Below are 19,588 nucleotides of genomic sequence, written 5' to 3' on the forward strand. Positions count from 1 at the left end.
CCTCCCCTCCTGTCCGGCCTGCCTGCCTTGCCTGCCCGGGGATCCGGCCTAGGCGTTGGGGCGGTCCTTGGCGGCCGCCGCCTTGGCCATGGCCTCCAGCTGGGCGAGCATCGGCATCGGGTCCTTGCCGACCGTCCCGGGCAGGAAGTCGGCGATCTTGTCCGGGGTCCAGGAGCCCTCGGCGTACCCGGCGCGCAGCTCGCGCGGCTGCGCCCATACGGCGATCTTGGGGCCGGCGATCGTGTAGACCTGCCCGGTGATGTCCTCGGCCCGGGCGCGGTCGCTGAGCAGGTAGGTGACCAGCGCCGCCACGTCCTCGGGCTCGCCGATCTCCTTGAGCTCCATGGGCACGTTGGCCGACATGCGGGTCCGGGCGACGGGTGCGACGGCGTTGGCCGTGACCCCGTACTTGGCCAGGCCGAGCGCGGCGGACCGTACGAGCGAGATGATCCCGCCCTTGGCGGCGCTGTAGTTGGCCTGGGCGACCGAGCCCTGGTGGTTGCCGCTGGTGAAGCCGATGAGGGTGCCGCCGCCCTGTCGGCGCATGACGGCGGACGCGGCGCGGAAGACGGTGAACGTGCCCTTGAGGTGGGTGGCGACCACCGGGTCCCACTCCTCCTCGGACATGTTGAACAGCATCCGCTCGCGCAGGATCCCCGCCACGCAGACCACGCCGTCGATGCGTCCGTACTGCGCGAGCGCGGTGTCGACGATGCGCTGGCCCCCCGCCATGGTGGAGACGTCGTCCGCCACGGCGACGGCCTGCCCGCCCGCGGCGGTGATCTCCTTCACGACGGATTCGGCGACCTCGCTGGTGGGCTCGCCGCCCTCGATGCCGACGCCGTAGTCGTTGACGACGACCTTGGCACCCTCGGCGGCCGCGGCGAGTGCCACGGCCCGCCCGATGCCCCGGCCGGCGCCGGTGACGGCGACGACCTTGCCTGCCAAGAAGTTCCCCACGTCCGGCCCCTTCCCGCGTTTTCTGACGGACCGTTAGATTCTTGGGGAGCCGGACGCACCAGCACAAGCCCCCGTCGCCGTTTGCCCGTTTCGCCGTTCCCCGCTTCTACGCAAGGAGCTGTTGAGGCCCATGTCACTGCCCGCCGAGTTCCACGCCATCGCCGCGCGCGTCAACAACTGGGGGCGCTGGGGCGCAGCCGACGAGATCGGCACCCTGAACCTGATCACCGACGAGGTCGTACGGGGCGCCGCGGCGCAGATCCGCACCGGCCGCCGGATCCCGCTGGCGCTCCCCCTCAAGGAAGACGGCGTCCAGGTCGGCATGATCCCCGGCCGGATCAACCCGCTGCACACGATGGTGCAGATCAACCAGGAGCTCTTCGGCCCGGGCACGGTCGCGTGCAGCGACGACGCCGTGAGCATGGGCCTCCAGGCGGGTACCCACTGGGACGCCCTCACGCACGTCTCGCACTCCGGGCGCATCTACAACGGCCGCCCGGCGGCCACGATCACCGCGCACGGCCGCGCCGAGTTCAGCGGCATCGACAAGGCCGGGCACATCGTCTCGCGGGGCGTCCTCCTCGACGTGGCCCGCGCGAAGGGGCTGGACCGGCTCCCCGGCGGCCACGCGGTGACCCCGGAGGACCTCGCCGAAGCCGAGGAGTTCGGCGGGGTCACCGTCCGCGCGGGCGACATCGTCCTGGTGCGCACCGGCCAGATACAGGTCTACCTGGCGGGCGACAAGCACGCCTACGGCTACCCGTCCCCGGGCCTGTCCGTCCGTACGCCGCAGTGGTTCCACGCGCGCGACGTGGCGGCGGTCGCGAACGACACCCTGACCTTCGAGATCTTCCCGCCGGAGATCGACGACCTGTGGCTGCCGGTCCACGCCCTCGACCTGGTCGAGATGGGCATGCACCAGGGCCAGAACTGGAACCTCGAAAAGTTGTCCACAGCCTGTGCAGAAGAACGCCGGTACGCCTTCCTGCTCTCGGCCATGCCGGAACCGTTCGTCGGCGCGGTGGGCACCCCGGTCGCCCCGGTGGCGGTGCTGTGAGCGGGGCGCGGGGCCGGGGGGCGCGGGGCGCGCACCGCCGCTCAGGCGCCCCCGCCCACCGCCCGGCCCACGTCCAGAACCTCCAGATAATGCGCGTTGTACATGACGCCCAACACGTTGCCGAAGGGGTCGACCACCGACGCCGTGACGAAGCCCGGGCCGCGCTCCACGGGCGCCTCGTACTCCTTCGCCCCCATGGACAGCAGCTTCGCGAAGACCGCCTGCACGTCGTCCACGTGCCAGTACACGATCGCGCCGCCCGGGCCGGAACCGGGACCGGCCGGCGCGCCGCCGGGCGCGTAGCGGCTGTCGATCACGCCCAGCTCGTGCTGGTGGTCGCCCAGCCGGAACTCGGCGTAGCCCGGCCGCTCGAAGTACGGGTCGATGCCGAGCAGTTCGGCGTACCAGCGCTTGGCCGCGTCCAGGTCGGCGGCCCGGAAACTGACGGTGGTGAGTCCTCGCAACACGCCGTCCACTCCTTCACCAGCGGGTTTTGCTCCCCGGCCGCGCACAGGGTCACGACCGAGACCGATCGTAGGCGTCAACTAGGCCGATTCCCGTCCTAGTTGCAGCGTCACGGGAACCATGAGGTGTCCATGGCGCGTCCCCGTCCGCGCGACGCCGAGCTCGCGTCACTCAGGCCCCACCGCCGCCCCCAGGAGGAGCGATGGCAAACCCGTACCAGGTCACGCCACCCCAGGCCCCCCGGCGCCGTTCGGGCGGCGGCATCGTCGCCTTCGTCGTCCTGGCCCTGATCGTCGGCGGGATCTACGGCGCCTCCCGCTGGCTCGGCAAGGACGACGGCAAGCCCGCCGCCTCCGCCTCCGCGTCGGCGTCCGCGTCCGCGAAGCCCACGAAGTCCTCCGACCCCGGTAACCCGGAGTCCTCCTCCGACACGTCCAGCTCGTGGAAGGTCGGCGACTGCGGCGGCCCGGACCCGGAGAACCAGCCCGACGGCTACCGGCCGCAGAAGTGCAGCGCCTCCGGCGCCACCTTCAAGGCCATCGACATCAAGGACGCCAGCATGTTCCCGGGGTCCATCCAGTGCCCGCCCGGCACCGACCTGATGATCCAAGTGAGCATCTCCTACGGCAACAGCAAGAAGGGCGGCATCCCCACCAACACGCTCTGCGGTCGCAACCTCTCCGGCGACCACCCCGGCGACCCGGGCGCCGGCGGCGGCCAGCTGGTCCAGGGCGACTGCGTGACCGACCAGGCCCAGGAGGTCCCCTGCGCCACGGCCGGCTCGGGCTCCTCCAAGGTGCTCGGCCTCGTCAAGCAGAAGAGCGAGTGCCCCTCGGGCACCACCGAGCCCATGCAACTGACCATGGCCATCGGCCGCCCGTACGACGTGATCTGCACCGACGGCTGACAGCCCGGCACGCCCCGGTCGAAGAACTGCGGGTGGCGGCGGCGCGCGTGCACGCCCCGAGCGCGGCACGGCAGCCGCCACCCCGCGACCCGCACTCGTCAAGGCGTGTCCTTGGCGTCCCCTCGCGTCGAATCGCTCCACACCAGGGTGATCAAGATGTGACGGAACGTCAACACCTCGTTAGAGGTACACGTGCGGTTCCCGCACGGAGGAGTGAATTTTCGGCGGGTCGTCCGGGGCCGCGACCGGCGTCGGTCCCGCCGCGCGGTCGATCTCGCACCAGATGCGTTTGCCCGCGCCCTCGCGCTGCCAGCCCCAGCGGTCCGCCAGCCCGTCCACCAGTTCCAGGCCGCGCCCGCCCGTGTCGTCGCCGGCGGCCCGTCGGCGGGCCGGGGCGCGGTCGCTCGCGTCGGCCACCTCCACCCGGACCCCCGGGCCGCCGAAGAGCATCCGCAGGACGGCCGGACAGCCCGTGTGCACGACCGCGTTGGTGACCAGCTCGGAGATGAGCAGGATCAGCGTTTCGGCGAGCGGCTCGTCATCCCCTATGCCCGACCCTGCCAGCCGGGACCGGGCCCACCGGCGGGCCCGGCCGACCTCGGCGGGGTCCGCTCCTACCTCCAGCTGAACCTGAAGCACCTGCACCGCTCACACCATCCGAACCGGCGGACACTTCGCCTCGCGACAGGGTGGGATCACCCAGCGTGATCCCGTTGCCGAGCAGCATGGTTGACCTACAGTCACCACAACAAGCGCTTCGGGCATATTCCCGCGCGAAGGACCAGGCGTGGTGCATACTGTGCGACTCCCGCGCCGCTCAACCGCTCGCATCGTGGGAGCGTACCGGAGCAGGCCCCCGCGTCCGGGCCGTACGGGGGCGTGCGTAGGACACAAACCGATATCAACTCTCTGTAATCGGACATGCGTCCCCCGCCGTCCCGCCCGTAGCCTCGCCGGCCACGCCCGTGACCCTCGGCTACCCCGGCTACCCCGGCTACCCCGGCTACTCCGTCGACGACAGCAGCAGCTCCGCCGCCAGCGCCTCCTCCGCCTCGCCCGCCGTCCGCCACTGCTCGGCCCGCAGCCACGCCCGCTTCAGGTGCAGGTGCACGTCCGCCTCCCACGTGAAGCCCATCCCGCCGTGGACCTGGAGGCAGTCCCGGGCGCCCCGTACCGCGGCCTCGTCCGCCAGCAGCTTCGCGGCCGCCACCTCCCCCGGATCCCCCGTCACGGCCGCCGCGTACACCGCCGTACGGGCCACCTCCGCGCGCACCAGCATCCCCGCGCACAGGTGCTTCACCGCCTGGAACGCCCCGATCGGCTGCCCGAACTGCTCGCGCTCCCCCGCGTAGCGCACCGCCAGCTCCACCGTCCGCAGCGCGCTGCCGACCTGGAGCGCCGCCGTCAGCAGCGCCCCCTCCGAGCGGTACGAGCACGGGTACGGGTCCGCGGACGCGGACGCGGACACCCGGTGCAGCGGCGTCAGCGGGTCCACCGAGCGGACCGGCGTGCCGGCCGGCACACCGTCGGCCGCCAGCACCGCGTCCGCCTCCCCCAAGTACGTCACCAGGCCGCCGTCCAGGTCCCGGGCCGTCACCACCGCCGTCCCCTGCGCCGCCCCCGGGACCACCCCGGCCGCCAGGTGCGTGGCCACCAGCGGGCCCGGCAGCAGGACCCGCCCGGCCTCCTCGAAGGCCAGCACCGTCTCCGGCATCCCCAGCCCCACCCCTCCCTCGGACTCGGGCAGACGCAGCGCGAAGAGGCCCGCGTCCCCCAGCTCCCGCCACAGCCGCCGGTCCACGACCCGGCCCGACGGATCATCCGTGGACGCCCGCAACGCCTCGCGCCCGTACCGCCCCGCCAGCAGGTCCCGTACCCCCGCCCGCAGGTCCCGCTGCTCCTGCGTCAGCTGGAAGTCCACGCCCCTCACCGGCCCTTCGGGAGGCCGAGGATCCGCTCGGCGACGATGTTGCGCTGGATCTGCGAGGTGCCCGCCGCGATCGTGTAGGAGAGGGACGAGAGCCGGTCCAGCGTCCACTCCTCCTCCAGCGACAGGGACGCGGCGCCCAGTACCTGCGCCGCCGCCTCGTACAGCTCCTGGCGCGCGTGCGAGTAGGCGAGCTTGAACACCGAACCGCCGATGCCCGGCACCCCGCCGGCGGCCTGCGCCTCGCTGACGTTCCACTGCGTCAGCCGCCACAGCGCGCCGAACTCGCCGTAGAGCCGCCCCAGCCTGCGCCGCAGGACCGGGTCGTCCCAGCGCCCGTTCGCCTTCGCCGCGCGGGCCAGCTCGCCCAGGGTGCGGCGGCAGGCGACGACCTCGCCGACGAAGGCGGTGCCCCGCTCGAAGGACAGGGTGACCATGGTGACCCGCCAGCCGTCGTCCTGCGCGCCGACCCGGTTGGCGACCGGGACCCGTACCTCGTCGAGGAACACCTCCGCGAACTCCGTCGACCCGGCGAGCGTGCGCAGCGGCCGTACGGTCACCCCGGGCGCGTCCATCGGCATCGCGAGCCAGGAGATCCCCCGGTGTTTCGGCGCCCCGGGGTCGGTGCGCACCAGCAGCTCGCACCAGTCGGCGACCTCCGCGTGCGAGGTCCAGATCTTCGACCCGGTGACCACGTAGTCGTCGCCGTCGCGGACCGCCCGCGTCCGCAGGGAGGCCAGGTCGGAGCCCGCGTCCGGCTCGCTGAACCCCTGGCACCACACCTCCTCGCCGCGCAGCACCGGCGGCAGCCAGCGCGCCCGCTGCTGCGCCGTGCCCTCGGCGGCGATGGTCGGGCCGGCGTGCAGCAGCCCGACGAAGTTCGCGCCGACGTACGGGGCCCCGGCGCGCTCCGTCTCCTCCAGGAAGATCAGGTGCTGGGTCGGGGTGGCCCCCTGCCCGCCCGCGTCCACCGGCCAGTGCAGGCCCGCGTAGCCGGCCTCGTACAGCCTGCGCTGCCAGCCGAGGTCGTACGCGCGCCGGGCCGGCCAGTCGTCCGGCGACGGCTTGGCGGGCAGCGCGGGGAGTTCCTTGGCGAGCCAGGCGCGCAGCCGCGCCCGGAAGTCCTCCTCCTCCTCGGTGTAGGTCAGCTCCACTGCCCGTCCCGGCCCTTGTCCAGGCCGTCGGCCCGGTCCTTGTCCAGGTCGAGGCCGAGCATGCGGATGGCGTTGCCCCGCATCAGCTTGTAGACCGTCTCGTCGTCCAGGTCCTTCACGTGGTCGAGGGCGACCTCCTTGGTGTGCGGGAAGGTCGAGTCCACGTGCGGGTAGTCGGTCTCGAAGGTCGCGTTGTCGCGCCCGACGACGTCCAGCGAGGCGATCCCGTGCTTGTCGCGGAAGAAGCAGCAGAAGATCTGCCGGTAGTAGTACGTGGACGGCGGCTCGGGGATCAGGTCGCGCACCCCACCCCAGGCGCGGTGCTCCTCCCAGACGTCGTCCGCGCGCTCCAGGGCGTACGGGATCCAGCCCATCTGACCCTCGCTGTACGCCAGTTTGAGCGTCGGGAACTTGACGAGCACCCCGCTGAAGAGGAAGTCCATCATCGAGGCCATGGCGTTGTTGAAGCTGAGCGAGGCCTGCACGGCGGGCGGCGCGTCGGGGGATGCGGCGGGCATCTGGGAGCTGGACCCGATGTGCATGTTGACCACCGTCCCGGTCTCCTGGCAGACGGCGAAGAAGGGGTCCCAGTAGCCGGAGTGGATCGACGGCAGGCCCAGGTGGGTCGGGATCTCGGAGAAGGTCACCGCCCGCACGCCCCGGGCCGCGTTGCGCCGGATCTCCGCGACCGCCAGGTCGATGTCCCACAGCGGGATGATGCAGAGCGGGATCAGCCGGCCGCCGCTGTCGCCGCACCACTCCTCGACCATCCAGTCGTTGTACGCGCGCACGCAGGCCAGGGCCACCTCCTTGTCGTGCGCCTCGGCGAAGGTCTGACCGCAAAAGCGCGGGAAGGTGGGGAAGCACAGCGAGGCCTCGACGTGGTTGAGGTCCATGTCGGCGAGGCGTGCCTTGGGGTCCCAGCAGCCGCGCCGCATCTCCTGCCGCGTGATCCCCTCCAGCGTCATGTCGTCGCGGTCGAATCCGACGGCGGCGATGTTGCGCTTGTACGGGAACTTCAGGTCCTCGTAGATCCACCAGTCGGTGGGCGGGCCGTCGGGGTCCATGGTGATCACGTACTTGCCGCCCGTGTACGCGAGCTCGCCGATGCCGGCGGTGAGCGGCTTGGGCCCGCGGTCGCGGTATTTGGCCGGCAGCCAGACGTCGAAGAGGTGGGCGGGCTCGATCACGTGATCGTCGACGCTGATGATCCGAGGCAGTTCCAGTTCCATGACCGTCTCCCATTTCTGATGGATCGTCAGAAACAAGCTAGCCCCGCCACCCCTGGACCGACAAGCGTCAGCGCTCTACGCTCTGCGCTGGATCTGACTATTCGTCAGCTAAGGGGAGGTCTGACATGCCGCCTGGCACGACGTCGGGTACGACCACCGCCGCGCAGGCGGCGACCGCCGCACAGGCGGCGGAACTGGCCCGGTCCGCGACCCTCTGGGAACTGATCGCACGCCGGGCCGCACTGACCCCGCACGCCCCCGTCCTCATCGAGGCCGCCGAGGACCCCGCCGCCGACCGCCGGCTCACCTTCGGTGAACTGCGCGACCGCTCCGAACGCGTCGCCGCGGGCCTCCACGCCATGGGCGTGCGCCCCGGCACGGTCGTCGCCTGGCAACTGCCGACCCGCATCGAGACCGTGCTGCTCTCCATGGCCCTCGCCCGCATCGGCGCCGTACAGAGCCCCGTCATCCCCTTCTACCGGGACCGGGAGGTCGGCTTCGCGCTCCGCGAGGCCAAGGCCGAGTTCTTCGCCCACCCCGGACTCTGGCGGGGCCACGACTACCGGGCCATGGCCGACCGCCTCGCCGCACGCGGAGCCTTCGAGGCCTACGACGACCTCCCCGACGGCGACCCGTCCGTACTGCCCCCGCCCCCCGCCTCCGGCACCGACGTCCGGTGGATCTACTGGACCTCCGGCACCACCTCCGACCCCAAGGGCGTCCTGCACACCGACCGCTCCCTGATCGCGGGCGGCTCCTGCCTGGCCCACGCCCTGCACCTGACCCCCTCCGACGTCGGCTCGATGGCCTTCCCCTTCGCGCACATAGCCGGGCCCGACTACACCGTGATGCTCCTGCTGTACGGCTTCCCGGCCGTCCTCTTCGAGAAGTTCGCGATGCCCGACGCCCTGGACGGCTACCGACGCCACGGCGTCACCGTCGCCGGCGGCTCCACGGCCTTCTACTCGATGTTCCTCACCGAACAACGCAAGGCCCCCGCCACCCCCCTCATCCCCACGCTCCGCCTCCTGGCGGGCGGCGGCGCCCCCAAACCGCCGGAGATCTACCACGCCGTCGTACGCGAGCTGGGCTGCCAGCTCACCCACGGCTACGGCATGACCGAGGTCCCGATGATCACCATGGGCGCCCCGGACGACACCCCCGAAAACCTCGCCACCACCGAGGGCCGCCCCCCGGCGGGCATGTCCATCCGCATCACCACCCCGGACGGCACCCCACTCCCCCCGAACACGGACGGCGAGGTCCGCCTCCGGGGCGAGGCCGTCTGCCAGGGCTACCTGAACCGCGACCAGTCGGCGGAGGTCTTCGACCAGGACGGCTACCTGATCACCGGCGACCTCGGCCACCTCACCCCCGACGGCTACCTGGTCCTCACGGGCCGCAGCAAGGACGTCATCATCCGCAAGGGCGAGAACATCTCCGCGAAGGAGATCGAGGACCTCCTCCACCAGCTCCCGGCCGTAGCCGACGTAGCCGTGATCGGCCTCCCGGACCCCACCCGAGGCGAACGCGTCTGCGCCGTCGTGGAACAACCCCCGGGCGCGGCCCCCCTGACCCTCCCCCAGCTGACGACCTACCTCCGCACCCAGGGCCTGGCACCCCACAAACTCCCGGAACAGCTGGAACTCCTGGACGCCCTCCCCCGCAACGAAGCCCTCCGCAAGGTCCTGAAGTACAAACTCCGCGAACGGTACGCCTGAAGCCCGAGCCTCAGCGGCCCACGATCGCAATGATCCCCAGCAGACCGCAGACGCGGCCACGGAGGAGCGCGTCGCGACCTGTGGCGGCCTATGCCCAGCCCCGGACGGCCGCCAGACGCCAAGCCGCGAGAAGCACGTAGCGATCTGAAGCGCCCCCGACCGCCCCGCGCATCCCTGCTCTCCCCGCCCCTGGACCAGAACCCCCGGCCCGTTCCTTTGGGGGTTTCCCGTCAGTCTTCGTATGTCCGGGGCGGGACGGTCGGTCAAGGGTGGCCGAAGGCCATCGCGCAGCGACGCGACCGAAGGGAGCGCCCTTGAGGGACCGGCCCGACACGGAGAGACGATGAGACTGACGGGAAACCCCCATACGCATCTCTGATCCCGCCCCAGGGGCCCCCGCCCCCAATCCCCCTACATCCGACTCAGCGAAGCCGCCGCGAACAGCACGTCCCGGATGGCCTCGCGGTCGCCGTGTTGGCCCGCCGCCGCATCCTCGGGGGAGATGTGGCCCGCGGCCAGCTGGCAGAACTCGACGCCGTCCAGGGCGATCTCCGCCACCGTCCGCTCCGGCGACGGCTTGGCCGCAGGAGAGTCCAGCGCGATGTCCCAGCCGCCGCCACCCGCGCCCTCGATCTCCAGGTGCAGGGTCCGCCCCGGCGCGCCCGCCGCGACCAGGCCGCGCGCGGGGGCCGCCAGGCCGTCGCGCCGGCGCTTCGCCAACGCCTCGGGCAGGAGCCGCGCCGCGAGGTCGATCATCCGGTGCAGGTGGGGGCCGGACGGCGGCTCGTACGGGTAGTCCACCGCATCCGCGATGTCCCAGGCGTGCACCCAGCACTCGAAGGCGCGCTCCAGGAACGCGTCCGCGAGCGGCAGCGCGAAGTGTCCGTAGTCCACCGTCAGCTCGGCGACGCCCCGGCCCGCGAAGGAGACCGTGCGCACCAGCGTGTGGCCCTGTTCCCGCCACGGCTCGCGGACCTGCCGCGTGGGCGGGTGCGCCGCCGCGTGCCAGAAGTGCTCGGTGCGTACGGTCGGACCGCCCCGCGGCGCGTCCGGCCCCAGCGGGTCGTCCAGCCCCAGCGCGGTGGCGATCAGCCCGTCCACCGTCAGCAGATGGCCGATGACCCCCGCCACCGTGGTCCGCTGCGTCCGGCGCTGTTCCTCCTCGAACCACTTCAGCCGCACCGGGGTGTGCCATTCCGAGTCCCCGAAGTCCTGGAGCAGCGCGTCGAGCCGCGCCGTCTCGGTGTCGTACGGACTCGCCCACGCCGGTACGGGGATGCGCGCGGGCCGTTTGCCGAGGCAGTCCTCCAGCACGCGCGAGCGCAGCAGCGGCTTGAGGTCGAGGTTCTCCTCCGGGTGCAGCAGCCCCACCGCGTCGCGTAGCCGCAGCGCCTCCTCCGCGCAGGGCGCGCACTCGGTGAGGTGGTCCTCCACCGCCTGGGTCTCCTCGGCGGAGCAGGCGGCCAGCGCCCACGCGCCGAGCAGGGACTTCAGTACGGCGTGCGAGGGCGGCACGGCCTGAGCGGACGACACGGACGGCGAAGACACCTCGGGCTCCGGCAACCGCTCGGGCACCGCCTTCGGCCACGCCGCGGACAACCCCTCCCACCCCGGCCCCGACGTCCCGTCCGCCCCCGCGGGCAGCGACGTCGGCGCCTGCCCCGGGTCGAGGTCGTCGGCGGCGCCGCGAGGCCCCGGTATGCGCGGCGCGCCGCGCGGCCGCTCGTATCCGTCGTCGGGTGACTCGGCGGGACCGTTCATCGAGGGGTTCCGTATTCGCGCGGGCCGTAGCCGGACTGGGCGGCGGCGTCCTCCTGCGGGAGGGCGTTGGCGGTCGACAGCAACTGGAGCCCGAGCCGCAGCCGACGGCGCGCCTCGTCCTCGCTGATGCGCAGGTCGGCGGCGGCCTGCCGGTAGTCGCGCCGCTGGAAGTAGGCCAGTTCGAGCGCGGCGCGCAGCGGCGCGGGCATGGAGGTCACGATGTAGTCCGCGCGGGCCGCCGCATTGGCGCTGCGCACCTTCTGCTCCAGCTCCTCGCGCGAGCCCCGTCCCAGCTCGGCCTGGCGCAGCCGGGCCACCGCCTGGCCCTGGGTGATGCGGGCGACCCAGGAGCGCATGGAGCCCTGCTTGGGGTCGTAGGCGTCCGGGTTCTCCCAGATGTAGCCGAAGACCTCACGGGTGATGCGGTCCGCCGCCTTCTCGTCACCCAGCACCCGGTGCGCCAGGCTGTGCACGAGCGAGGCGAAGCGGTCGTACAACTCCCCGAGCGCGGCGGCCTCGCCGCGGGCGAGGCGCTGCTGCATGCGGCGGTCCCAGCGCGGTGGTGCGTCCTTCGCCATAAGTGCCCCCAGCCGTGGGCCGTGTGTCGACCCATCGAATGTAGTGGGCACATGACGGTTCGCGCCTGTTTTGGCAGAACCTGGCCCTGGAAGAGCGCCCTGCGTGATAGAGGCGTGGCGGGGCGTGAACGGTGGTACCGCCCACGGCACATGGGGACAGGTGTGCGCGCCCCGCCGCGCTCCCCGTGCGCGGGTTCGATGCGGCCGCCTGCTTGACCACTTCGCTTAACGCTCGGGCCACCTAGGCCTTACGCTCCTGCCTTGTCTTGAATCTGTACCCCACGCACACGTGAAGGCGGAACGCCGAACATGGACAGCGCAGAATACGAGCGCAAGATCGCCGCCCGATTCGCCACCTTCGACCAGGACGGGTCCGGGTATATCGACCGGGAGGACTTCAGCGCGGCCGCGAAGGCCGTCCTGGCCGAATTCGGTACCGCTGCCCGGTCGGACAAGGGCCAGGCCGTCTTCGCGGGCGCCGAGGCGTTCTGGCAGGGAATGGCCGGCATCGCGGACGTCGACGGGGACCAGCGGGTGTCCCGCGAGGAGTTCATCACCGGGGCGGCGAAGCGGCTGCGGGACAACCCGCACCGGTTCGCGGAGATCGCGCGGCCGTTCCTGCGGGCCGTGATCGCGGTGGCGGACGAGGACGGCGCCGGCGCCACCCCGACGGCGGCCGCCCGCGTCCTGCGCGTCCTGGGCACCGCGCCCGAGCTGGCCACCCAGGTGGCCGCGGGCCTGGACCCCGACGGCGACGGCCGCCTCGCGGAGGACGACATCCTGAAGGCGTTCGCGGCGTACTGCGGCGTCGAGGCCCCCGACGCCTGACGGCCGCGGGCCGACCGCCGGCCGCCGGCCGCCGCCGTCGGCCGGCCCGCGGGATCTTCCCGGACCCCGCGGGCGCCGGCCACGCACGACCGAGCCCGGGCCAGGCCCTACCGGGAGCCCGGGCCAGGTCCTACCGGGAGCCCGCCCAGGCCCTACCGAGGGCCCGCCCAGGGCCTAACGGAAGCCGCCCAGGACCTACCGAGGGCACACCCGTCCGCGTGCCCGGACCTACGCGAACACCACCGTCCGCGCCCCGTTCAGCAGCACGCGGTGCTCGCTGTGCCACTTCACCGCCCGCGCCAGCGCCTGGCACTCCACGTCGCGCCCGATGGCCACCAGCTGGTCGGGGGTGACCTCGTGGCCCACCCGCTCGACCTCCTGCTCGATGATCGGCCCCTCGTCGAGGTTCGCCGTCACGTAGTGGGCGGTCGCGCCGATCAGCTTCACCCCGCGCGCATGCGCCTGGTGGTACGGCTTCGCGCCCTTGAAGCTCGGCAGGAACGAGTGGTGGATGTTGATGATCCGCCCGCTCAGCTCCTTGCACAGGTTCTCGGACAGCACCTGCATGTACCGGGCCAGCACCACCAGCTCGACGTTCTCGGCGCGCACGAGCTCCAGCAGCTGGGCCTCCGCCGCCGCCTTCGTGTCCTTCGTCACGGGGATGTGCACGAACGGGATGTCGTAGGAGCCGACCAGTTCCGCGAAGTCGGTGTGGTTGGAGACCACGGCCACGATCTCGACGGGCAGGGCCCCGATCCGCGCGCGGAACAGCAGGTCGTTGAGGCAGTGCCCGAACTTGGACACCATCAGGATGATCCGCATGCGCTCGTCGGAGCGGTGGATCTGCCAGTCCATCCGGAAGGAGTCGCCGATCGCGGCGAAGCTGGCGCGCAGCTTCTCCAGCGTCACGGCGGACTCGGCCTCGAAGTGCACCCGCATGAAGAAGAGCCCGGTCTCCCGGTCTCCGAACTGCTGGCTGTCCACGATGTTGCAGCCGGTCATGAAGAGGTAGCTCGACACGGCGTGCACGATGCCCTGCTTGTCGGGGCAGGACACGGTCAGGACGTACTGGGCCTGAGGCTCGGACTGAGGCTCGGACTGTGGCTGCTGGGCCGGGGCCGGGGAATGCGCGTCGCTCATGACCGCACAGCCTTTCACACCGCGCGGGTGAGGATCCTCAGAACGTCCAGCGAGGTGGGCCGGACATCCGGGTCGTCCCCGTCCGCTTCCGCCAGCCGTACGTGCGCCTCGCGCGCGGCGCGCACCGCCTCGGGCCACGCGTGGTGCTCCAGGTAGGCGGAGACGGGGGCGTCGGGGCCGACCTGGTGCATGATCCGCAGCACCCGCAGCACGGCGAGGTCGACCAGGGCCGCCTCCTGCGAGTCGCGGAAGATCGTGCCGACGTACTTCTCGGCGGACCAGCTGTCGAGCCAGGTGTCCTCGACGAGCCGGTACACGGCGTCGGTGACGTCCCCGTACCCCTCGTCGCCGGCCAGCCAGGTGTCCTCGTGGAACGCCGGATCGGAAAGCATGTGCAGCGCCGAGCGCACGTTGCAGCGCCAGCGCCACCAGGGCATGTCGTTGAGGGGCATGCCGCCCATGGTGGAGGAGCGGCCACCGCGTCGGGAAGAGTTCTTCGAACCTTGGGCGAATGTCACGCTTTCGATCGTACGTTCCTGTTCAGCGCGATCTTGAGGCGGCTGGGGACGGCTGCGCCCCGCGATCGACCGGGGCGGCGCCCCCGAGCACCACCAGGAGATCACCCCCGTAATTCACCGGCGCGTCACCCGATGTTGTGTCCATCTCACTCGACCGTTACCGCTGAAGCGGAATGGTGCATGGACATGACCAACTCGCGACGCTCATCCCTCTCCCGCACCTTCGTGGCCACGGCGATGGGTGCCTGTCTCGTCGCCGGGTGCGGGGTGCTCCCCGGAGGCTCGGGGGGCTCCGGGGGGACCATCACCGTCATGACCTTCGCCCCGGAAGGCACCAAAGCGACCAACATGCCGGGAATGATCGGCATGGCCAAGGCCTACGAGCGCTGGGCCAACGCCAAGGGCGGCATCAACGGCCACCGGCTGCGCGTCCTGACCTGCAACGAGAAGAACACGCCCACCGGCGCCGCCGACTGCGCCCGCAAGGCCGTCGCCGAGAAGGCCGTCGCCGTCGTCGGGTCCTACAGCCAGCACGGCCGCGCCTTCATGGCCCCGCTGGAGACCGAGGGCATCCCCTTCATCGGCGGCTACGGCCTCTCCGCCGAGGAGTTCCAGTCCCCCCTGTCCTACCCGGTCAACGGCGGCCAGCCCGTCCTCATCGCCGGCGCCGGCCACCAGCTCAGCCGCGCCTGCGACCAGGTCGCCCTGGTCCGCCCCGACACCCTCGCGGGCGACACGCTCCCGGTGCTGCTCAACGCCGGACTGCGCGCCAACAAGATGGCCGACGCCTCCGACATCCGGGCCGCCGAGGACTCCGCGGACTTCGTACCGCAGGCCCGCGAGGCCATCGCCCACACCACCGGCAGCGGCAAGGAGAAGGAAAAGGAGAAGGGCTGCGTGACCGCCGTCCTCGGCGAGCGCACCGAGACCTTCTTCGACGCCTTCCGCCGCACCGACGTCCAGCGCAGGAAGCCGCAGATCTCCTCGGTCCTCGGCAGCCTCAGCCAGTCCCTGATCGACCGCACGGGCGGCAAGGAGAGCTCCTTCGAGGGCGCGTACGTCACCAGCTGGTACCCGGTGGCCACCGACCCCCTCTGGGAGCCGATGCGGCAGGTCGTCTCCGAGTACGCGTTCGGCGACGACGGGGTCGACCCCGACGACAGCGGGACGCAGACCACGTGGATCGCGTACACCGTGCTGACCGAGGTCCTCAAGCGCGCCAAGGACGGCGAGCGCGTCACCGCGCGCACGGTGAAGCGGTCGCTGAACGAGTCGCAGGCCGTCAAGACCGGCGGCCTCACCCCCGACCTGAGCTGGCGCTACCAGGACATGCGCGCCGTCGCCGGCTTCCCCCGCATCGTCAACGGCCGGGTCAGCTTCCAGGTCGTCCAGTCGGGCCGCCTCGTGGCGCAGCCCGGCGAGGCGCCCCTGGACATGACCCCGACCCTGGAACAGGCCCCACGGGCCGCGTGAGCCACGGGCGAGTCACCACGGGCACCGACCGCTCACAGCTGTGACTTGTCGCGCTGGGTGAGGCCGTACTTGGTCGCGATCGTGTTCCACAGGGCCGCGGCCGACTCCTTGGCCTTCGTCGCCTCCCCGCTCGACTTGTTGCCCTCGGCGGCGTTCTTGGTGGCCTTGGCCTTGCCGTCCTTGCACTTGTCGCCTTCGACGTCCTCGGCCCAGGCGGCGTAGCTGTTGTCGGCGTCCCTGGAGGACTGCCAGGCCTTGGTGAGGGCCGCCGACAGCTTCGCGTGGTCCGGGAGCTTGTCCAGCTTCAACTCCTTGAGCCGGGTGACGAGTTCCTCGCGCTGGCGGGCCGCGCCGCGCAGGTCGGAGGCCGCCTGGTCGAGGTTGGCGCAGCTCTTGATGTCCTCCACGGCCTTGATCACCGTGGCCCGGCTGTCGTTGCTGTCCGCGAGCAGCTTGTCCAGCTGGACCGCCTGCGGGCGGCCCGGGTCGACGGGGGCCTCCCCGCCGGGCTGCGCGGAGGCGCCGCTCGCGGTCGGTGCGGCGGGCACCGCGCCGGGGTCGTTGTTCTGCGGCTCGTTGTCACTGAGCAGCGAGCCGACGCCGAGCCCGACGACGGCCAGGCCGATGACGACCGCGGCGATGATCCCGGGCGAGAGCCGGCGCCCCGCCTCGGCCTCGACCGGCGGGGGCGGGGCGTACTGCTGCTGCGGGTACGGCTGCGGCTGCGGCTGCTGGTGCCGGGGCGGTACGGGGCCCTGCGCGCGCGGCGGGTAGGGCCGCGGCGGCGGCTGGCGCAGCACGGGCTCCTGGACGGGCGGCAGGTGCTGCGTGTGCCCGGCGGCGTCGTCGCTGCGGAACAGCCCGTCGAAGTCCTCGGGCACGGACGGGACGGGCGCGATGAACTGCGTGGCCGCCTCCTCGTGCGGGGCGGCGGGGCCGGCCGGGACGGGCGGTATGAACTGAGTCGCGGCCTCGTCGTGAGGAGCGGCGGGGCCGGCGGGGCCGGCGGGTACGGGCGGTATGTACTGGGTGACGGCCTCGGGCAGGGGCGGGTAGCCGTAGCCGTGCGGATCCCCCGGCCCCTCGTACCCCGGCCCCACCACGTGCCCGGGCACCTCCTGCGGATACCCGTACGCGGGCCGGCCGGGCTGCGGTGGCTGCGGCTGCTCCGGGTACGCCTGCTGCCCGGACGCCGGGTCCGGACCCCACGGGGCACCCGGCTGGGGCGCACCCCCTCGTCCGCTCTGCGACACCGGGACTCCTTCTGCGTTAGCCCGAACGTATGGAACCGTCCGGATCACGCTACCCGGTCACCCCCCACCCCCGTCAGCCACTCCAGCCCGCCACAACGACAACCCTGGGGCGCTGCCCCGCTGTTTCAGCCTCGCCGGCGTTTGAGGCGCGGGGTCCGGGGCGGAGCCCCGCTCTTTCAGCCCCGCCGGCGTTTGAGGCGCGGGGTCCGGGGCGGAGCCCCGGCAGCGGACCGGCACCGGCACCCGCACGGCCAGGGCACCGGCACGGGACGGGCACCGCAAGCCGCGGCCAGCGAACCGGCGACGGCCAGCGTCACGCAGCCCTCGCATCCAGCCGAGCCCCGAACTCCCGCACAGCCGCCTCCTCCCGATAGGGATCAAGCCGCGCCCGGAAGTCCTCCAGATACTCCGCGCCCCGGTTCGACCGCAGCCCCTCCAGCAGGTCCGCCGCCTTCGTGGCGGTCTGGCAGGCCTGTTCCACCTCCCGCTGCTGCACCTGCGCCGCCGCCAGCAGCAGCAGCCCGATCGCCCGGCGCCGCTCCTTGCCCGCGGGCAGACCCCGTAGCGCTTCCTCCGCCCGCCTGCCCGCCGCCTCCGCCTGCCCCAGGTCCCGGTGGCAGTGGGCCAGCTCGTCCGCGAGGTACGCCTCGTCGAAGTGGCGGATCCACACCGGGTCGTCGCCCGACTCCGGCTCGGCCCGCTCCAGCGCGCTCACCGCCCGCGCGGACAGCACCGCCGTCGCCCTGCCGTCCCCCAGCAGCGCGTGCCCGCGCGCCTCGGCGGCGTAGAACATGGCCTCGACCCGCGGCGTGACCTGCCCGCGCGTCCCCTCCTGCGCGGCCCGGGCCAGCTGCGCGATCTCCCGCGGGTTGCCGAGCTCGGCGGCGAGGTGGCTCATGGACGCCGCGAGCACGTAGCCCCCGTACGCACGGTCGCCCGCCGCCTGGGCCAGGCGCAGCGCCTGGATGTAGTAGCGCTGCGCGAGCCCCGGCTGGCCGGTGTCCACCGCCATGTAGCCCGCCAGCTCCGTCAGCCGGGCCACGGCCGCGAACAGCGCACGCCCCACGGGCTCCCGGTACGAGCCGCCGATCAGCCCGGACACCACCGAGTTGAGGTAGTGCACGACCACCGGCCGGACGTGCCCGCTGCCGAAGCGGTGGTCGAGTTCCTTGAGCGCCTCGGTGGTCGCCCGGACCGCCTCGACGTCCGGCATGCCGACGCGCGAGCCGCCGCTCCGGGCCACCTGCGCATCGGCCCCCGTGATCAGCCAGTCGCGGCTCGGCTCGACGAGCGCGGAGGCGGCCACGCTGGATCCGGCGAGGAAGTCGCGGCGGCCGACGTCGCTGCGCCACAGCTCGCAGACCTGCTCGATCGCGCCGATCACGGTCGGGGAGAACTGCAGGCCGACGCCGGAGGCGAGGTTCTTGCCGTTGGCCATGCCGATCTCGTCGATGGTGACGGTCCGGCCGAGTTTGCGCCCGATCGCCTCGGCGATGATGCCGGGGGCCCGGCCGCGCGGCTGCTGGCCGCGCAGCCAGCGCGCCACTGAGGTCTTGTCGTAGCGGAGATCGAGGCCGTGTTCGGCCCCGCACATGTTCACGCGCCGGGCGAGCCCGGCGTTGGAGCACCCGGCTTCCTGGATGAGCGCCTGCAGCCGTTCGTTCGGCTGGCGGGCGACGAGAGGCCTGGCTGCCATGAAAACCCCCTGTGGCCGCGGGTGATCGCTGGAATGATCACTTCCCGCCTGATGTGCGGAGAATCTTCCGCTCTGCGTCGTGTCGCTACCCAACTGCAGCGCCCCGGGCTCCTACGCGCCCCCACGCGTGCATCAGTGCGCCCCGTATGCAGGATCGATGCACCGCCCACCGGCCGGTTTACGCCCGTAACTCCGGGTGACCCGGGCAGTTGTGATGGGCGTGGAAGAGACCATCGGAGTCACGGAGACCGCACCCATCCCCAAGCAGCGCGGCGAACTGCTGCTGGACCATGCCGTGCGGTACGCGGAAGAACGGCACTGGGATGTCTTCGCCGGCACCTGGTTGGAGGCCGGTGACGGCCGGGAACTGTGCTCCTGCGGGGTGGCGGACTGCCCGGTGCCCGGCGCGCACCCGACGGTGAAGGACTGGGCGGCGCAGGCCACCGGAAGCGCGGTGCAGGTGCGGCGGATCTGGGCGAAGCACCCCACGGCCTCGATCCTGCTCCCGACGGGCCGGACGTTCGACGCGCTGGACGTGCCGGAGTCGGCGGGCTTCCTGGCGCTGGCACGGCTGGAGCGGATGCAGCGCACCCTGGGACCGGTCACCCTGACGCCCGACCACCGGATGCTGTTCTTCGTCCTGCCGGGCGCCGGCGTCAAGGTGACGGACCTCGTGCGCAAGCTGGGCTGGTCGCCGACGGGCCTGGACCTGCTCGCGCGCGGCGAGGGCGAGTACGTGGCGGCCCCGCCCACCCGCTTCGGCGGCCGGGGCGCCGTGCAGTGGGCGCGGCGGCCCACACCGGCGAACCGGTGGCTGCCGGACACGGAGGAGCTGATCGACGCGCTGGCGTACGCGTGCGGGAGCGAGGCGGCGGCGGACCGCAAGCGGCGCCAGGCCTGAGGTCCGCGGCTGATGGC

Annotated in this window: 18 protein-coding genes; 6 read left to right on the forward strand and 12 right to left on the reverse strand. The window is 72.5% G+C overall.

What is annotated here, in order from left to right:
• Positions 1-48 precede the first annotated feature (48 nt).
• Complete coding sequence (locus tag ACF059_RS25015) at positions 49-960, reverse strand: SDR family NAD(P)-dependent oxidoreductase (RefSeq protein WP_392060977.1); 912 nt, start codon at positions 958-960, stop codon at positions 49-51.
• A gap of 130 nt (positions 961-1,090) precedes the next feature.
• On the opposite strand from ACF059_RS25015, the gene ACF059_RS25020 reads away from it, so the two are divergent.
• Positions 1,091-2,017: a cyclase family protein gene (locus ACF059_RS25020; protein ID WP_366865720.1), complete on the forward strand. Its 927-nt coding sequence runs from the start codon at positions 1,091-1,093 to the stop codon at positions 2,015-2,017.
• Positions 2,018-2,058: 41 nt separating this feature from the next.
• Here the strand turns inward: ACF059_RS25020 and ACF059_RS25025 are convergent, their stop codons facing one another.
• Positions 2,059-2,484, reverse strand: coding sequence for a VOC family protein (locus ACF059_RS25025; protein ID WP_392060980.1), 426 nt, complete (start codon positions 2,482-2,484; stop codon positions 2,059-2,061).
• Positions 2,485-2,684: 200 nt separating this feature from the next.
• On the opposite strand from ACF059_RS25025, the gene ACF059_RS25030 reads away from it, so the two are divergent.
• Entirely contained in the window at positions 2,685-3,389 is a 705-nt protein-coding gene (locus ACF059_RS25030) for a hypothetical protein (protein ID WP_392060983.1), read from the forward strand.
• 180 nt (positions 3,390-3,569) lie between these two features.
• Here the strand turns inward: ACF059_RS25030 and ACF059_RS25035 are convergent, their stop codons facing one another.
• The 4 genes from ACF059_RS25035 to ACF059_RS25050 all read right to left on the reverse strand — a co-directional run bounded on the left by ACF059_RS25035 (position 3,570) and on the right by ACF059_RS25050 (position 7,702).
• Positions 3,570-4,034, reverse strand: a complete 465-nt coding sequence (locus ACF059_RS25035) for an ATP-binding protein (RefSeq protein ID WP_392060985.1) — start codon at positions 4,032-4,034, stop codon at positions 3,570-3,572.
• Between the two features lie 358 nt (positions 4,035-4,392).
• A complete protein-coding gene (locus tag ACF059_RS25040; RefSeq protein ID WP_392060988.1) occupies positions 4,393-5,310 on the reverse strand; it encodes an acyl-CoA dehydrogenase family protein in 918 nt (305 codons plus the stop codon).
• A 5-nt stretch (positions 5,311-5,315) separates the two neighbouring features.
• Positions 5,316-6,470 carry an acyl-CoA dehydrogenase gene (locus tag ACF059_RS25045; RefSeq protein WP_392060991.1) on the reverse strand — a complete coding sequence of 385 codons (1,155 nt, stop codon included), beginning with the start codon at positions 6,468-6,470 and terminating at the stop codon, positions 5,316-5,318.
• Complete coding sequence (locus ACF059_RS25050; RefSeq protein ID WP_361946904.1) at positions 6,461-7,702, reverse strand: amidohydrolase family protein; 1,242 nt, start codon at positions 7,700-7,702, stop codon at positions 6,461-6,463. Before ACF059_RS25050 ends, ACF059_RS25045 begins: the two co-directional genes overlap by 10 nt.
• 125 nt (positions 7,703-7,827) lie before the next feature.
• Between ACF059_RS25050 and ACF059_RS25055 the strand changes: the two genes are divergently transcribed.
• Positions 7,828-9,423, forward strand: a complete 1,596-nt coding sequence (locus ACF059_RS25055; RefSeq protein WP_392060994.1) for a class I adenylate-forming enzyme family protein — start codon at positions 7,828-7,830, stop codon at positions 9,421-9,423.
• A gap of 411 nt (positions 9,424-9,834) precedes the next feature.
• On the opposite strand, the gene ACF059_RS25060 is transcribed toward ACF059_RS25055, so the two are convergent.
• Both ACF059_RS25060 and ACF059_RS25065 read right to left on the reverse strand, forming a co-directional pair.
• Positions 9,835-11,184: a maleylpyruvate isomerase N-terminal domain-containing protein gene (locus tag ACF059_RS25060; RefSeq protein WP_392060998.1), complete on the reverse strand. Its 1,350-nt coding sequence runs from the start codon at positions 11,182-11,184 to the stop codon at positions 9,835-9,837.
• Positions 11,181-11,762: a sigma-70 family RNA polymerase sigma factor gene (locus tag ACF059_RS25065; protein ID WP_361953691.1), complete on the reverse strand. Its 582-nt coding sequence runs from the start codon at positions 11,760-11,762 to the stop codon at positions 11,181-11,183. Before ACF059_RS25065 ends, ACF059_RS25060 begins: the two co-directional genes overlap by 4 nt.
• A 309-nt stretch (positions 11,763-12,071) precedes the next feature.
• Here ACF059_RS25065 and ACF059_RS25070 point away from each other — a divergent pair, with 309 nt between their 5' ends.
• Positions 12,072-12,590 carry an EF-hand domain-containing protein gene (locus ACF059_RS25070; protein WP_392061002.1) on the forward strand — a complete coding sequence of 173 codons (519 nt, stop codon included), beginning with the start codon at positions 12,072-12,074 and terminating at the stop codon, positions 12,588-12,590.
• 228 nt (positions 12,591-12,818) lie between these two features.
• Here the strand turns inward: ACF059_RS25070 and purU are convergent, their stop codons facing one another.
• A complete protein-coding gene (purU, locus tag ACF059_RS25075) occupies positions 12,819-13,730 on the reverse strand; it encodes a formyltetrahydrofolate deformylase (protein WP_392061004.1) in 912 nt (303 codons plus the stop codon).
• Between the two features lie 14 nt (positions 13,731-13,744).
• Positions 13,745-14,191 (reverse strand): hypothetical protein, encoded by a 447-nt coding sequence (locus ACF059_RS25080; protein WP_360898623.1) that lies wholly within the window; start codon positions 14,189-14,191, stop codon positions 13,745-13,747.
• A gap of 243 nt (positions 14,192-14,434) precedes the next feature.
• Here ACF059_RS25080 and ACF059_RS25085 point away from each other — a divergent pair, with 243 nt between their 5' ends.
• On the forward strand, positions 14,435-15,721 hold the full coding sequence (locus ACF059_RS25085) for an ABC transporter substrate-binding protein (protein ID WP_392061007.1): 1,287 nt from the start codon (positions 14,435-14,437) through the stop codon (positions 15,719-15,721).
• Between the two features lie 32 nt (positions 15,722-15,753).
• Here the strand turns inward: ACF059_RS25085 and ACF059_RS25090 are convergent, their stop codons facing one another.
• Positions 15,754-16,974 carry a hypothetical protein gene (locus tag ACF059_RS25090; protein ID WP_392061010.1) on the reverse strand — a complete coding sequence of 407 codons (1,221 nt, stop codon included), beginning with the start codon at positions 16,972-16,974 and terminating at the stop codon, positions 15,754-15,756.
• Between the two features lie 313 nt (positions 16,975-17,287).
• Positions 17,288-18,670 (reverse strand): transcriptional regulator, encoded by a 1,383-nt coding sequence (locus ACF059_RS25095; RefSeq protein WP_366865738.1) that lies wholly within the window; start codon positions 18,668-18,670, stop codon positions 17,288-17,290.
• A gap of 214 nt (positions 18,671-18,884) precedes the next feature.
• Between ACF059_RS25095 and ACF059_RS25100 the strand changes: the two genes are divergently transcribed.
• Entirely contained in the window at positions 18,885-19,571 is a 687-nt protein-coding gene (locus ACF059_RS25100; protein WP_361953709.1) for a bifunctional DNA primase/polymerase, read from the forward strand.
• Positions 19,572-19,588 lie beyond the last annotated feature (17 nt).

The sequence above is a fragment of the Streptomyces sp. NPDC016562 genome, assembly GCF_043076955.1.
In the GTDB taxonomy this organism is placed as follows: domain Bacteria; phylum Actinomycetota; class Actinomycetes; order Streptomycetales; family Streptomycetaceae; genus Streptomyces.

What these genes read in the sequence shown, in the direction of transcription:
- ACF059_RS25020 (WP_366865720.1), top strand. Translation starts at nt 1,091, where the DNA reads ATGTCACTGCCCGCCGAGTTCCACGCCATCGCCGCGCGCGTCAACAAC.
- ACF059_RS25100 (WP_361953709.1), top strand. Translation starts at nt 18,885, where the DNA reads ATGGGCGTGGAAGAGACCATCGGAGTCACGGAGACCGCACCCATCCCC.
- ACF059_RS25030 (WP_392060983.1), top strand. Translation starts at nt 2,685, where the DNA reads ATGGCAAACCCGTACCAGGTCACGCCACCCCAGGCCCCCCGGCGCCGT.
- ACF059_RS25065 (WP_361953691.1), bottom strand. Translation starts at nt 11,762, where the DNA reads ATGGCGAAGGACGCACCACCGCGCTGGGACCGCCGCATGCAGCAGCGC.
- ACF059_RS25070 (WP_392061002.1), top strand. Translation starts at nt 12,072, where the DNA reads ATGGACAGCGCAGAATACGAGCGCAAGATCGCCGCCCGATTCGCCACC.
- ACF059_RS25060 (WP_392060998.1), bottom strand. Translation starts at nt 11,184, where the DNA reads ATGAACGGTCCCGCCGAGTCACCCGACGACGGATACGAGCGGCCGCGC.
- ACF059_RS25050 (WP_361946904.1), bottom strand. Translation starts at nt 7,702, where the DNA reads ATGGAACTGGAACTGCCTCGGATCATCAGCGTCGACGATCACGTGATC.
- purU (WP_392061004.1), bottom strand. Translation starts at nt 13,730, where the DNA reads ATGAGCGACGCGCATTCCCCGGCCCCGGCCCAGCAGCCACAGTCCGAG.
- ACF059_RS25085 (WP_392061007.1), top strand. Translation starts at nt 14,435, where the DNA reads ATGACCAACTCGCGACGCTCATCCCTCTCCCGCACCTTCGTGGCCACG.
- ACF059_RS25080 (WP_360898623.1), bottom strand. Translation starts at nt 14,191, where the DNA reads ATGGGCGGCATGCCCCTCAACGACATGCCCTGGTGGCGCTGGCGCTGC.
- ACF059_RS25055 (WP_392060994.1), top strand. Translation starts at nt 7,828, where the DNA reads ATGCCGCCTGGCACGACGTCGGGTACGACCACCGCCGCGCAGGCGGCG.
- ACF059_RS25095 (WP_366865738.1), bottom strand. Translation starts at nt 18,670, where the DNA reads ATGGCAGCCAGGCCTCTCGTCGCCCGCCAGCCGAACGAACGGCTGCAG.